The organism is Kitasatospora sp. NPDC032121 (genome assembly GCF_055580145.1).
The window spans coordinates 93,023-105,840 of sequence record NZ_JBVILX010000018.1 but is presented as its reverse complement, the minus strand read 5'-3'; the positions used below and the strand labels follow the sequence as shown (position 1 = coordinate 105,840).

The following is a 12,818-nucleotide window of genomic DNA, read 5'->3' as shown; positions in this document are numbered from 1 at the left end:
CGGGTGCGGCGGGCCCGGGACCGGGTCCGGGCGGGTCCGGGGTCCGGGCGGGGCGGATAGGGTGCGGCAGGCCGGGTGGGCGCGCACGGCAGGCCAGGGACCGGGTGCGGCAGGCCAGGGTCCGGGTGGGCGCGCACGGCAGGCCGGGGACCGGGTACGGCGGGCCCGGGTCCGGGTGGGCTCGTACAGCAGGCCGGGGACCGGGGGCCGCCCCGGTCCGGGTGCGGCGGGCCCGGGACCGGGTCCGGGCGGGTCCGGGGTCCGGGCGGGGCGGATAGGGTGCGGCAGGCCGGGTGGGCGCGCACGGCAGGCCGGGGGCCGGCGCCCGGGCGGGAACCGGGTGCGGCAAGCCGGGAACCTGGCGGGTCCGGGTACGGCGGACCGGGGTCCGGGTGGGCTCATACGGCAGGCCGGGGACCGGGGGGCCGCCCCGGTCCGGGTACGGCGGGCCCGGGACCGGGTCCGGGCGAGTCCGGGGTCCGGGCGGGGCGGATAGGGTGCGGCAGGCCGGGTGGGCGCGCACGGCAGGCCAGGGACCGGGTGGGCGCGTACAGCAGGCCGGGGACCAGGGGTCCACCCCGGTCCGGGTACGGCGGGCCCGGGTCCGGGTGGGGGCGTGCGGCGGGCCGGGGCGTAGGCTCGGTGTCCGTGACCGAGGGTGGGGACTGGGGCCAGGGATGGGACGCCACGCGCCGGTGGGTCGAGGAACACCTCGCACCCGGTGAACGCATCGGCGCGGTCAGCGCGCTGAAAGGCGGATGGACCTCGCGGATGCGCCGCCTGGACGTGGAACGCCCCGGCGGAGCCGGCCCGTACGCGCTGGTCCTGCGCTCCTTCGTCAAACCGTTCTACCGCCGCCACGCCCCGGCCCTGCTCGCCCGCGAGGCGGGCGTGCTGCGCCTGCTGGAGGGCAGTGGCGTCCCGGCGGCACGGCTGGTCGCCGTGGACGCGCGGGGGGAAGTGTGCGAGCACCCGTCGCTGATGATGACCCACCTGCCCGGCACCGTCCGCGTGGCCGAGGACCGGGACCGGGCGGCACGCACGGACCTGCTGGCCGCACAGCTCGCCGCCGTACACGCCCTGCCCGTCACCGAACGGGACCGCCCACGCGCCTGGCAGCCGTGGACGGCACCCGAACGCGTCACCGTGCCCCCCGACACGGCACGGCCCGCACTGTGGGCCCGGGCGATCGACGTGATCCGCCACCCGGCGCCCGCACACCGGCCCTGCTTCCTGCACCGCGACTTCCACCCCGGCAACGTACTGTTCACCGGCCACGGCCCGGACCTGAAGATCAGCGCGGTCGTCGACTGGGTCGAGACCTCCTGGGGACCGGCCGACCTGGACGTCGCCCACTGCTCCACCACGCTGGCCCTGCTCCACGGCCCCGAAACAGGCCTCGCCTTCCCCGACCGCTACACCGCCGCCGGCGGCCACACCCTCGCCACCGGCCCCGCCCACCTCTACTGGCAACTCCTCGACGCCCTCGCCTTCGCCCCCGACGCCCGCAAAATCGCCGAACCCTGGCACGACCTCGGCCGCACCGACCTCACCCCCACCCTCCTGACCACCCGCCTCGAAAACTACCTACAAGCCCTCCTCGACCACCACACCTGAACACCAACCCCCCAACCCCCCGGCCCAGACCAACACCCCACAACAAAACCACCCCCACACACCCACCCCCACCCACCCCACCCGCGCACGCCGCACCCCACACAAGCGAGCAAGCGGGCGGGCGGGCCGCAGGCGAGCACCGCCCCCGGACCCGGAAACGCCGGCACAAGGGGCCCCGCCTCCCACGACCGGACCCGGCCGGCACGCCCAGGCACCGGCAGAAGCCGACGCAAGCCGACCGGACCGCCACCCGTAGCACCACCACCCAAACCCCACACGACCAGCCAGCCACCCCCCACCCCCCGGCACCCACACACACCGGCAGCCCCCACACGCGGGACAGACAGCAGCGCAGCACAGGGACACGGGCGCGAATGCGACCCCCGGGCCGCGACAGCGCCCGGGGGTCTCGGGCGGGCACTCCTACCGCAGCCGCGGGCCGTCAGGGCGCTCGCCAGCCGCTCCCTCCGCCGTCCTCCGCACCCGAGCCACCCCCCCACAACGGCACCACCCCCACCCCCCACCCCCGGCACCCGCACCCGCCGCCGGCCGCCCGTCGGGGTGGTGGCGCCGGCGGGGACCGTCGGTGGGCCGGTCGCGTGAGGTGAGCAACGCCCGCCCCGATCGCACCCCCGACAGGACGCGTCCGGGCGGGCGGGCGTCCTCGGCTCGCGTGGCTTCGTGGTCCTCCGTGGCGCTCTCGCCGGCTTCGTTCCCGGAGGTCTTTCGGATACCCGGGCCGGCAGGACCGGTCACACGCCGGTGGATCCCTTGCCGGCCAGAGCCCGTGGGCCGGGGCAGGAACTCGCTTCGGTGCCCGCGCGGCGGCACCGGACCGGCATCTTCGCCGGAACCGGGTTCCGACACCACGGGGCCGGCCACCGGGAGCCGGTTTCCCACAGTCTGACCCACCCGGCAGGTCGACCATGTACGGAGTTGCACCGTTCGGCGGATCCAGGCGGGCGCAAGCCTGGGGCGGAGAAGATGCTGGGGGCCGTGCGGGCTGCGTCAGCCCCCATGGCCGCCGGCCCCAGGACTGTTCGCGTGGCGCCCTTACCAAGAGAAGTGTGGTGGCACCCATGAGCACGGTGCAAGTTCCGCTTGACAAGGTTTCAGGCCCGATGAGTCTGAAGATGAGAACCACCGAGCCCGGATCGACAGACAGCGCGCTGATCATCTATACGGGATTCATCAACGACCTCATGCTCGACAACACGAACTCCAGTGGCGGATTCATCAAGGGCAAAGCACTGTCCCTTCTGCCGAATTCCGACCAAACTGTGGACTTCTGGAAGGACGACCTGGATCTCTCCTCACTGGAATTCGCCCTGACGGCCTCACTGACCGTCTACTACAACAGTGACGGCCCAGGGGCGTCGGCCCAGCTCAACAAGGCCGAGGTCGGACTCATGAACCAGGCCCTGCCCGGTCTTGCGGGAACGTTCAATTTCCTCGCACTGACACTCGACCTGCAGGGCCAGCACACGCAAATCTGGGGCGCGTCCTATCAGTTGACGGTCAACCATCACATTCCCGGCGGCTTGAAACCCACCACGACACTCCGACTGGACGGGTCGTCGACGCCCGGCAATGTCATCCCCATCTGAACCGGGAAAGCCGTCGAAGCGGCCGGCGGGCAGGCGACGAATGCCCGGCGGCCGTTGACGGCTCCCTCCGGACAGAACTCCACACAGCCCACCGCCCGCAACCCGCTCTGCCGCCGGCGTTCTCACACGGGGACCCCGGGACCTGCCAGATCGGCTCGTCCGCTTGGCATTCCAGCGATCGGGATGATCCAATCGACCACGGCGTCGAAGCCATCGCGTCCGTCGACCGCCCAATCGACGCACCCGCCGACCAAGGCGAAAAAGATCGGCCAGGACGCGGAGGAACCGGCGAACCAGGCCATTCGGGCCCACGCCGGCCACACGGCGACCGTCCCACACCTGGCAGCGGTACCGGCAAACCGGCAAAACCCCGCACCGACCCCGACGACGGAAACCCCGACGGCGAGCCGATCAACGACAGCCCAGCACACGCACCCGCCGGTAAAGGCCTCGCCCCACCCGACGAACAGCCACTTCGAAGCGATCGCGATCGCAATCGCGTGGCGCTCCCCGCGCTCGATGAAAATCCGGAACAGCAGCCCCGCACCGCGCCGGTCGACCTTGACGCAGCCGAGCCCATCCAGACAGAGAAAGCCGACACGGCCACACTTCCCGATCATGCGGCCGAGCCGTTCGCCACCCACCGGCCCCGGCAAGCCCGTTCACCAGGTCCACGGCCCGCCATGGAGCAAACGCGCCCACCGGCCCCGGCAATCACAACGCCCACCCCGACCAGCAGATACGACCTGCCACTCCCGCAGCCCCCGATCAGACCAGAACGACCGGCCGACCCCGCAGGCCAGGAGGACGGGAGGGCGGGCGGTGAGGCGGTGGGGCGGCGGCGGGCGGCGGGCGGGCGAGTGGGCGGGTGCGCGGGCGGATGGGGGCGGGGTGCGCGCCGGGTGGCGGGCGGCCGCAGGGCGCGGACGGGCGAGTGGCGCGGCGACACGCCGGGCGTTCACCCTCACGAGTGATTGTGACACTACGCGCACAGGCGGACACTCTGAGTATCCGGAGGGCTCGTGGGGGCCCTCCCGGCACAAGGAGGGCCGTCATGGCCGCAGCCGAACCCACCGCCTCCCAGGTCCCGCAGATCACCGGCGCACTGCAGTCCACCGACACCGAGCAGCACCTCGCCGACATCGGCGGCAACGTCGGCGCCGTGTGGCGCGGCTGGGTGAACTGGAGCCCCGGCAACGGGACGTTCAACCTGCAGATCTCGTGGAACGTCATCGGGATCAACTCGACCGTCGTCATCACGGCCTCGGAGACCGACGCCAACGGCAACCGATTCGTCGGCGCCGCACCGTTCCAGGTGTCGAGCATCGCCCCCGGCAACGGCGTCGTCACCTTCAAGATCAACATCGGCTGGAACAGCCCCCTGCCGATGCGCACCGACATCCTCGTCTTCAACTGACCACGAAGACACAGCAGCACCGCTCGGAGACCCGACACTCCAACCGACACTCCGGCAGTCCCCGCGAGGAACCGTCACCCACCCGAGCGGTGCCACCACACACAACCGACCACCCAGCCAACCAGCCGGCCACGACCCCACAAACCCGCACCGAAAGCACCCCAGGGCCACAGCCACCGTCACCGACCCGAACAACCGCGAGGACAAGCAAGCCCGAGATCAACGCCCGATTACCGCCAATGCTGAACCGGTAGCGCACCTTGTCGCCACCGGAGGCGTCCAGATCATGGGAGGCCGCCGATCCTCAGTGGTCAGCCCCGGAAGTCCCTCGGGGGTTGACTGCGGAGCCGATCACGCGTCTGAGCGCTGGTCAGAGGTCGGAGCTGGCGCCATCAGGTCGCGGCCGGACGGGTCGAGATGGTGTGGCACCCCAGCACAGCCGACAGGGCGGGTACCGCCGCCGAGCCGTACAAGCCGGAGGGTGGCTGGCCGCCGCCGGACGCTGTCGCCACAAAGGTGGCAAGGGCGACTGACCACAGCACGGCCCCCGTCGACAACGGCCTCAGCCCAGGAACTCCTGGCGCGTTGAGGCCGAGGTGCTGAGGTCGACTGGTTCCGGAGCGGGGCTCGGGCTGCCGACCTGTCGGCGTCGTACCAAGAAGCACGAGACGGCGCCGACCGCGATCACGATGATGGGCAGTGCCAGGGTCGGCCGCATCGCGTGGACGACCCCGTGTTCGAACGTGGACGCCGCCACCTGATCGATGTGATGGGCCAGGCTTGTCGGCGTTCCCTGCGGTGGGTGGACCACCGCGCCGTTCCGCCCGATGCCGACCTCTTGACCGCTCTTGGCGGCGTTGCGGAAGTCGGCCAGGAATTGGCCGCGGACGTCGGCCGGGAGGCCGGCAGCCCGCTTTGCCGCTTCGTCTTGCAGCGCGGCGGCCAGGCGGTTCTGCAGTACTGCGCCGACTGCGGCGCTGCCGATCACTGTGCCGATCTGGCGGATCGTGTTCATCACGCCGGAGGCCGCCCCGGCCATCGTGGGGTCCACGTTGTACATGGCGACAGTGACCATCGGGCCGAACACGCAGCCGATGCCTACCCCCGCCGTGACCAGGGCGGGCTGGAACTCCCACCACGCGCGGCCGACATCGGTGACCCAGGTGAGCCAGGCCATGCCGGCCGCGAACAGGGTCAGACCGGTCATCAGGACATACTTGCCGCCGATCCGGTCCGCCATCCGGCCCGCAACCGGCGACAGCACCGCTGACACCACCATCGCCGGCGCCATCACGAGTCCGGCTGTGAGGGCGCTGAAGTTCAGCACCGACTGCAGATAGATCATCACCGGCAGGAACAGGCCGAGCATCCCGACCTGGACGGTCGCGGACACGAAGCTCATGACCGCGTAGTTGCGGTCGCGGAAGAGCACGAAGGGCAGCAGCGGTTCGCCGTGCTGCCGGGTGCCCTGGTGGATCAGAAACAGCACCAGCAGTAGGGCCGCCGCGCCCAGCAGCGCCCAGATCCCGGCGTTCCAGTCATACCGCTGGCCCTCGGTAAGCGCGAAGGTCAGGCATACCAGCGTCGCTGCGGCGAGGACGACACCCGCAATGTCCAACTTTCGGTGGTTGCCGTGCCGGATGTCAGGCACGATCGTGACGGCCATCGCCAGGACGATCGCCCCGATCGGGACGTTGACGAAGAAGATCCACCGCCAGCCGGCCGTGCTGACCAGGAATCCGCCGAGGGTGGGCCCGGCGATCGTGGCCACACCCGCGACTCCGCCCCAGACACCGAGTGCGGCGCCCCGGCGCTCAGCGGGGAACGTGCCGATGATGATCGTCATCGTCTGCGGCATCAGCGCCGCCGCACCCAGGCCCTGCACGGCCCGGGTGGCGATGAGCTGGGCCGGCTCCTGGGCCAGAGCGCACAGTACGGATGCCACGGTGAACAGCGCGACACCTGCGATGAACATGGCGCGCGGCCCGCGCACGTCGCCCAGTCGGCCGAACGTGATCAGTAGCGCGGCAAGGACGAGGATGTAGACATTGATCACCCATAACATCTGGTCCAGCGTCGCGTGCAGGTCGCCGATCATGCTGGGGATGGCGACGTTGACGGCCGTCAGGTCCAGCAGTGTCATGAAGAATCCCAGGCTGAGTGTCAGCAGCACCGCCCAGGGATTGCCGCGCCATCTGCTCATTCGTGTCCCATCCTCCACTCCTCGTGTCCCCACGGTCAGTGGCAGAGCACCGCCACCAGGTGGGCCCAATACGTCTTGTTGCTCCAGATGTCCTCGCCCGGTACCCGCGTACGGGGCCTCTCCCGTGCGCCTGACAGGGGAGACGAGCGCCCTGGCGACTCACGGCGCTTGCATGGGCTGCTCCAGGAGCGCGCGAACCTGCTCGCTGGTCGGTCGCGTGAGGTCTCCGTCATGGCATAGCCGGTGCCGTTCCTTGGAGTTCGCCTCGGCGGTTCGATCAGGTCGTGCTCGCGAACAGGGGGTTCAGCAGCACGCTGCTGAACCCCCTCGGGCGCAATGGCCACTGCCGGGCAGGGCGAAGGTCGTCACTGCCGCAGGATTCGCCGGGCGGACCGCAGGCACCGTCAGCCGAGGCGAATCAGCCCACCCGGACGGGAGGGAAAATGTCAGCTCTTGGCAGGGGCCTGCAGACTCCACAGCCGCCCGTCGGGGTCCCGGACGGTCATCTCCCGGGTCCCGTAGTGCGTGTCGTGGAACGGGGTGACGACCTCCACGGCCGGATCGGGACGGAACAGATCCGCATCGGGCACCTTCAGTGCGACCTGCACGCCGGGCTCCCGGTTCTCGGGGATCTCGACAACGACGAGGTAGGGACCCTCGCCGTTGCGGAACACGCCGGAGCCGTCGCCGGTGGAGGTCTCCAACTTGTAACCCAGTTCCTGGAAGAACTTTGCGCTCTTCCCCCAGTTGTGGGTCTCCACGAACACCGCCTCGAACCCTTCGGTTGCCATGTCATGACTCCTTTTCGGAAGAGGACTGCCGCTGTCCATGGGCGTCGTCGAGGTAGGCGCGCAAGGCGTCTGCGACCAGCGCGGACAATGACATGCCCGTCTCGATCGCATGATGCTTGACCTGCCTGATCAGCCCCAGCGGCAGATACACGTTGAACTGTTTGACTTCCGTATCACCCATAGGCCGATACTAGCTCGCTAGATTGCTAGCATTCTAGCCCCAGGGGGTCACTCATGTCTGTTTTTGCAGCCGATCCGCACGACCCGGTCGTCGTCCGCGCAGGCGACGCCGAGCAACTACCCGAGATCGGACACTGCCTACTGGCTGACGCCAGTGCCACCAACGGTGCGCTCAGCGCCCACCGCATCCAACTCGCCCGCAGCGCCGACGGCGCGGTCCCGCACCGGCACGACCACTCGTCCGAACTGTTCTTCGTCGTCGACGGAATGCTCCAGGTGCTTGTGGGGGCGAAGGTCATCACCGCCAGCTCCGGTGACTTCCTGGTCATCCCACCGCGCTGTGACCACGCCTTCCGCGCCGCCCCAGGGAACACCGCCGATGCCCTGATCGTGATCACCCCTGGCATCGAACGATTCGACTACCTTCGGCAGGTCGCCAGGATCCGCCGGGGCGAAGCCAGCCACGACAGCCTGCTCACCGAGCAACACCGCTACGACACCCACTTCGTCACCAGCCCTGCCTGGTAAGGCAAGACCACCACCACCTCCACGACCACACCGGCGGCAGCACCCCAGCCCCATCGCGGGCTGAAAGGGGAGCGGCGAAGCCGAAGCCGGCTGACCGAGGGCGAGCCACTCTCGCTGCGTGGCGGCAACGCGACCTGCTCGCTGCCAAGGTTCGCGGCCTGTCGTGCCGACCGGTGTGTTGTCGAGGCGTCAGGCTGCGGCCCGTCCGTGATCCGTTCTCTCGATGGGCCCGCCTGCCATGCCTGTTGCCACTGCCCGCCCGATAGACCCGACCGCCGCCGAGCGGAGGAGGCTGAAGGCGATGGCCTATGGCCTCAAGACCGAGTACCGGCTGCGGATGCGTGCCCAGGTGGTGCTGCACGCCGCCCGCGGCCGCTCCAACTCCCGTATCGCGGCTGAAACCGGTCTGCACCTGAATACCGTGCGGGTGTGGCGGGGCCGCTTCGCCGACGGCGGCATCGCTGGACTGGCCCGTGAGGTCGTCGAGCGGGGCATCACGCCCTTCGTGTCGGCCGCCACCGTGCGCCGCCGGCTGGCCCAGAATGCGCTCAAGCCCTGGCAGCACCGCTCGTGGATCTTCATCACCGACCCCGGCTTCCGTACCAAGGCCGGACGCGTCCTGGATCTGTACGCCCGCACCTGGCAAGGCCATCCACTCGGACCGAATGAGTACGTCATCAGCGCAGACGAGAAAACCTCCATCCAGGCCCGCTGTCGCTGCCACCCCACCCTGGCCCCCGGGCAAGCCAGAGCCATGCGTGTGAACCACACCTACGGCAGCGGCGGTGCGCTGGCCTACCTCGCCGCCTACGACGTCCACCAGGCCAGGGTGTTCGGTCGCACCGAGCCACGCACCGGCATCGAACCGTTCATGAACCTGGTCACCCAGGCCATGAGCGTTGAACCCTACGCCAGCGCCAAGCGCGTGTTCTGGATCGTCGACAACGGCTCCTCCCACCGCGACACGAAGGCCGCCGACCGGCTGGCTGCGGCACTCCCGAACGCGGTGATGGTCCACACCCCGGTCCACGCCTCGTGGTTGAACCAGGTGGAGATCTACTTCTCCGTCGTGCAGCGCAAGGTCGTCTCGCCGAACGACTTCACCGACCTTGCCCAGGTCGGGGACCGGCTTCGAGCTTTCGAAGACCGCTCCAACGCCACGGCACAGCCGTTCCAGTGGAAGTTCACCACCTCCGACCTGGACGATCTACTGGCCCGGCTAGACCCGCACACCGCTGGCCGACACAAAGAATCCTCCGTCGCGCTGGCAGCCTGATCAACCCCCCAAGAACTTCCGAAGCTGACCACCAAGGCGAACTCACGAGTCTTCGCGGCTCAGTGGCTATGAGCCGGCACCGGCAGCAGATCCCGCACCGCCGCCCACTCGGCGTCGGTCATGTCGCTGTCGTAGCGCCGAACACACGCGCCATGGTCGCCCGCATTGCCGTACCGGTGCGCACAGCAGTCAAACCTCAGGGGACCAGAGTTGCCCCCGACCGCAGCGACGGCGTACCAAAACGGCAACAGGGCCTCCTTGCGGCTTTTCGGTCTCGACAACCTCCAAGCCGCACAAGGGCCCTGTCTTCATGCGGCGACACCGCCGAGATCACCCGAATCGGGAACCCGAGAACACTCGTGCCAATCCCAAGCCGCGTGACGGGTTTGCGGATCGCTTCTCAAGGGCTGGCAGGTCGCCCCCGATCGGTCAGGGGTTCCAGACCCCCGTGGGTGCCGTCGTCCGTACGTAGTCCTCGAAGGATCGCGGGGCCCGGCCGAGTGCCTCTTGTACGCCGGTGCTGACGTAGTCGTCCTCGCCGAGGCGTATGCCGTCCAGGAAGGCGGCGACGGCTTCGGCGTCCGCGATGTCGTGGCCCGCCGCGACCTGGGCGGCGACGTAGTCGGCCGGGTCCTGGTGGCGGTGGTGCAGCTCGCGTCCGACGGCGGCGCCGATGAGGGCGAGAGCCTCGGCGAAGGTGAGCGCGCGGGGGCCGGACAGTTCGTAGGTCCTGCCCGCGTGGCCGTCGTCGGTGAGGGCGGCCACCGCGACGTCCGCGATGTCCTCCACGTCGACGAAGGGTTCACGGCCGTTTCCGGCGGGAGTCGCGAGTTCGCCGCCCAGGACCGATGGGAGGAAGAAATCCGGTGCGGAGAAGTCCTGCGAGAACCAGCAGGGCCGCAACATCGTCCATTCCAGCCCAGATTCACGAACTGCCGCCTCCGTCTCCGGTACGCCGCCGTCGGCGTCGAGGCCGCGTACCGACAGCTGGACGATCCGCCGGACCCCGGCCGTCTTCGCCCGGTCCGCCAGCTCGGCGCGTTCGGGCAGGCCGAGCGTTTCGGTCGGGACGAAGTACACCGCCTCCGTGCCGGCCAGGGCCCGGTCCCAGGTGGAGCGGTCGGCCCAGTCGAAGCGGATCTCCGCCGAGCGGGAGGCGGAGCGGACGGTGTGGCCGAGGGACGTGAGGCGGGGAACGATGCGGCTGCCGGTCTTACCGGTGGCACCGAGAACGAGAATCTGTGTCATGTCCGTCAGTCAACAACGGTTCCCTGGGACGTTCCATGGCCGAGACGGCCAGATCGATGTGCGATCGTTCCAGCATGGATCTTCTTGATGACTATCTCGCCGGGGTCAGGGCACGCGGGGCGGTGTTCTGCAGCACGGTGAGCGCGCCGCCGTGGGGCATGCGGTTCACCGACCCGGCGCCGCTGACGCTCAGCGCGATGCTGCGCGGCGACGCGTGGCTCGTGCCTGCCGAGGGCGAACCGGTCGAGCTGCCGCAGGGCGCCGTCGCGCTCGTGCGGACGCGGTCGCCCTACAGCGTCGCGGATCGGCCGGGCAGCGGGGTGCGGGTGCTGGTGGACGGTGCCGACCGTTGCACCCTTGTTGGTGATCCGGAAGGAACGGGGCGCAATTGGAGGGTGACCGGCCGCACCGTCGGGGACACGGCGGACAGCACGACGGATCTACTGGTCACCGCCGGATACCGGGGCGGTGGCAATCTGTCCCGGCCACTGCTCGACGCGCTGCCGCCGGTCACGATCGTGCACCCTGATTCCGGTCTGTCCGCGCTCCTCGGCCTGATCGCCGCCGAGGTCGAGCACGATGAGCCAGGGCAACAGACCGTCCTGGACCGCTTCTTGGACCTGCTGCTCGTCCGGGCCCTGCGGATGTGGTTCGCACACCCGGGCGCCACCCCGCCCCCCGGCTACCAGGCCCTCGCCGATCCGCACATCGGGCACGTACTGCGCCGGCTGCACGAGGAACCGGCCCGGCCGTGGACGGTCGCCTCGCTCGCGGCCGAGGCCGGCATGTCCCGCACCACGTTCGCCCGGCGTTTCTCGGCCCTGGTCGGGAGGCCGCCGCTGGCCTACCTCACCGACTGGCGGATGGCTCTGGCCGCCGATCGGCTGCGGATGCCGGGTGCGACAGTGGCGAAAGTCGGCAAGGAGGTCGGATATGCGGACGGGTTCGCGTTCAGTGCGGCTTTCAAGCGGTTGCGGGGGGTGGCGCCGTCCGCTCATCGGGACACGATAGTTGTCAAGTCAAATGAGCCGTTTTCATCACTGCGGGAGAGCGTCAAGTCCGTTTCCGGATGATCTGATGTCGCCCGTTCGTGCGTACGGAGTCGTTCAGGCCGACTCGCATGTCGTGTGCGTGAGGCTGCTGGGGCATGGAACGGACGCCGCACTCAACGGACTTGTCCGACGGGCAGTGGGCCCTGATCGAGCCGCTGCTCACCGCCTGGGAGCAGGAGCGGGTGTCGCGCTCGGCGATCGGGGCCCCCGGCTCCTGCGACCTGCGCGAGGTCGTGAACGCGCTGCCGTACCAGAACCGGACGGGCTGCCAGTGGCAGCTCCTGCCGCACGACTTTTCCACCCTGGTCAGCAGGGTTCTACTACTCCAGCCTGCGGCACCAGGACGTCCTCGACCAGCGGACCCAGGAGATCCTGCGCCGCCAGGTGCGGGAACGAGCCAGACGATCAGAGGACCCGTCCCTGGTGATCACCGACACCCAATCCGTGCGCGTGACGGCCGGGGCACCGAAGAAGACCACGGGACCGGACGCGAACAAGAAGACACCCGGCAGAAAGCGAGGACTCGCCGTCGACGTGCCGGGCCTGATCATCCGTATGGTGATCCCCGCCGCCAGCGCGCACGACAGCTCCGTCCGCTCACCGCCTGGGCCGAACTGCCCGACGGGCGCGCGGTCCTGGTGACCGGCGGCGACGAGAACACCGCACGGTCATGGGAGTCACAGGCCTTCGACGGCCGGTCGCACCGGGAACTGGTACCGCCGCCCGTCACCAGCGTGCTCCGGGCCGCAGCCAACGGTCTGGCCGAACTGCGACTGCACCGTCCCTGAACACCCCACACCGGGCCTCGTTCCGACTCCTTCGGATCCGAATCCTCATCCACTGCCAACAAGGATCATCAGACCTGTGTTCTACGCTGTTATCCGCCCCTTCGACCAAGG

General features: G+C 69.7%; 12 protein-coding genes and 1 pseudogene. 8 read left to right on the top strand and 5 right to left on the bottom strand.

Going from position 1 to position 12,818, the window contains the following annotated elements:
* Nucleotides 1-642 precede the first annotated feature (642 nt).
* Together ACZ5OX_RS32290 and ACZ5OX_RS32285 are read left to right on the top strand one after the other, a co-directional pair.
* Nucleotides 643-1,617 carry a phosphotransferase family protein gene (locus ACZ5OX_RS32290; protein WP_465634928.1) on the top strand — a complete coding sequence of 325 codons (975 nt, stop codon included), beginning with the start codon at nucleotides 643-645 and terminating at the stop codon, nucleotides 1,615-1,617.
* Between the two features lie 1,079 nt (nucleotides 1,618-2,696).
* Entirely contained in the window at nucleotides 2,697-3,224 is a 528-nt protein-coding gene (locus ACZ5OX_RS32285; protein ID WP_465634926.1) for a hypothetical protein, read from the top strand.
* Nucleotides 3,225-3,346: 122 nt separating this feature from the next.
* Here the strand turns inward: ACZ5OX_RS32285 and ACZ5OX_RS32280 are convergent, their stop codons facing one another.
* The gene (locus ACZ5OX_RS32280) at nucleotides 3,347-3,868 is read right to left on the bottom strand and encodes an ATP-binding protein (RefSeq protein WP_465634924.1); all 522 of its coding nucleotides are present in this window, start codon (nucleotides 3,866-3,868) and stop codon (nucleotides 3,347-3,349) included.
* A gap of 410 nt (nucleotides 3,869-4,278) precedes the next feature.
* Between ACZ5OX_RS32280 and ACZ5OX_RS32275 the strand changes: the two genes are divergently transcribed.
* Nucleotides 4,279-4,641 carry a hypothetical protein gene (locus tag ACZ5OX_RS32275; RefSeq protein ID WP_465634923.1) on the top strand — a complete coding sequence of 121 codons (363 nt, stop codon included), beginning with the start codon at nucleotides 4,279-4,281 and terminating at the stop codon, nucleotides 4,639-4,641.
* Between the two features lie 562 nt (nucleotides 4,642-5,203).
* Here the strand turns inward: ACZ5OX_RS32275 and ACZ5OX_RS32270 are convergent.
* The 3 genes from ACZ5OX_RS32270 to ACZ5OX_RS32260 all read right to left on the bottom strand — a co-directional run bounded on the left by ACZ5OX_RS32270 (nucleotide 5,204) and on the right by ACZ5OX_RS32260 (nucleotide 7,816).
* Nucleotides 5,204-6,844: an MFS transporter gene (locus ACZ5OX_RS32270; RefSeq protein WP_465634922.1), complete on the bottom strand. Its 1,641-nt coding sequence runs from the start codon at nucleotides 6,842-6,844 to the stop codon at nucleotides 5,204-5,206.
* Nucleotides 6,845-7,290: 446 nt separating this feature from the next.
* The gene (locus ACZ5OX_RS32265) at nucleotides 7,291-7,635 is read right to left on the bottom strand and encodes a VOC family protein (protein WP_465634920.1); all 345 of its coding nucleotides are present in this window, start codon (nucleotides 7,633-7,635) and stop codon (nucleotides 7,291-7,293) included.
* A gap of 1 nt (nucleotide 7,636) precedes the next feature.
* A complete protein-coding gene (locus ACZ5OX_RS32260; RefSeq protein ID WP_465634918.1) occupies nucleotides 7,637-7,816 on the bottom strand; it encodes a ribbon-helix-helix domain-containing protein in 180 nt (59 codons plus the stop codon).
* 53 nt (nucleotides 7,817-7,869) lie between these two features.
* On the opposite strand from ACZ5OX_RS32260, the gene ACZ5OX_RS32255 reads away from it, so the two are divergent.
* On the top strand, nucleotides 7,870-8,343 hold the full coding sequence (locus ACZ5OX_RS32255) for a cupin domain-containing protein (RefSeq protein ID WP_465634916.1): 474 nt from the start codon (nucleotides 7,870-7,872) through the stop codon (nucleotides 8,341-8,343).
* Nucleotides 8,344-8,644: 301 nt separating this feature from the next.
* Complete coding sequence (locus ACZ5OX_RS32250; RefSeq protein ID WP_465634914.1) at nucleotides 8,645-9,619, top strand: transposase; 975 nt, start codon at nucleotides 8,645-8,647, stop codon at nucleotides 9,617-9,619.
* A gap of 429 nt (nucleotides 9,620-10,048) precedes the next feature.
* Here ACZ5OX_RS32250 and ACZ5OX_RS32245 read toward each other — a convergent pair whose 3' ends face one another.
* Nucleotides 10,049-10,867, bottom strand: coding sequence for an NAD(P)H-binding protein (locus ACZ5OX_RS32245; protein WP_465634912.1), 819 nt, complete (start codon nucleotides 10,865-10,867; stop codon nucleotides 10,049-10,051).
* A gap of 74 nt (nucleotides 10,868-10,941) precedes the next feature.
* Between ACZ5OX_RS32245 and ACZ5OX_RS32240 the strand changes: the two genes are divergently transcribed.
* The 3 genes and pseudogenes from ACZ5OX_RS32240 (at nucleotide 10,942) to ACZ5OX_RS32230 (ending at nucleotide 12,561) form a co-directional block, all read left to right on the top strand.
* On the top strand, nucleotides 10,942-11,940 hold the full coding sequence (locus tag ACZ5OX_RS32240) for an AraC family transcriptional regulator (protein WP_465634911.1): 999 nt from the start codon (nucleotides 10,942-10,944) through the stop codon (nucleotides 11,938-11,940).
* 74 nt (nucleotides 11,941-12,014) lie between these two features.
* Nucleotides 12,015-12,158 (top strand): annotated as a pseudogene (locus ACZ5OX_RS32235) (IS5/IS1182 family transposase); the annotation flags it as partial.
* Between the two features lie 184 nt (nucleotides 12,159-12,342).
* A complete protein-coding gene (locus tag ACZ5OX_RS32230) occupies nucleotides 12,343-12,561 on the top strand; it encodes a hypothetical protein (protein ID WP_465635036.1) in 219 nt (72 codons plus the stop codon).
* Nucleotides 12,562-12,818 lie beyond the last annotated feature (257 nt).

What these genes read in the sequence shown, in the direction of transcription:
- ACZ5OX_RS32285 (WP_465634926.1), top strand. Translation starts at nt 2,697, where the DNA reads ATGAGCACGGTGCAAGTTCCGCTTGACAAGGTTTCAGGCCCGATGAGT.
- ACZ5OX_RS32275 (WP_465634923.1), top strand. Translation starts at nt 4,279, where the DNA reads ATGGCCGCAGCCGAACCCACCGCCTCCCAGGTCCCGCAGATCACCGGC.
- ACZ5OX_RS32270 (WP_465634922.1), bottom strand. Translation starts at nt 6,844, where the DNA reads ATGAGCAGATGGCGCGGCAATCCCTGGGCGGTGCTGCTGACACTCAGC.
- ACZ5OX_RS32265 (WP_465634920.1), bottom strand. Translation starts at nt 7,635, where the DNA reads ATGGCAACCGAAGGGTTCGAGGCGGTGTTCGTGGAGACCCACAACTGG.
- ACZ5OX_RS32260 (WP_465634918.1), bottom strand. Translation starts at nt 7,816, where the DNA reads ATGGGTGATACGGAAGTCAAACAGTTCAACGTGTATCTGCCGCTGGGG.
- ACZ5OX_RS32255 (WP_465634916.1), top strand. Translation starts at nt 7,870, where the DNA reads ATGTCTGTTTTTGCAGCCGATCCGCACGACCCGGTCGTCGTCCGCGCA.
- ACZ5OX_RS32250 (WP_465634914.1), top strand. Translation starts at nt 8,645, where the DNA reads ATGGCCTATGGCCTCAAGACCGAGTACCGGCTGCGGATGCGTGCCCAG.
- ACZ5OX_RS32245 (WP_465634912.1), bottom strand. Translation starts at nt 10,867, where the DNA reads ATGACACAGATTCTCGTTCTCGGTGCCACCGGTAAGACCGGCAGCCGC.
- ACZ5OX_RS32240 (WP_465634911.1), top strand. Translation starts at nt 10,942, where the DNA reads ATGGATCTTCTTGATGACTATCTCGCCGGGGTCAGGGCACGCGGGGCG.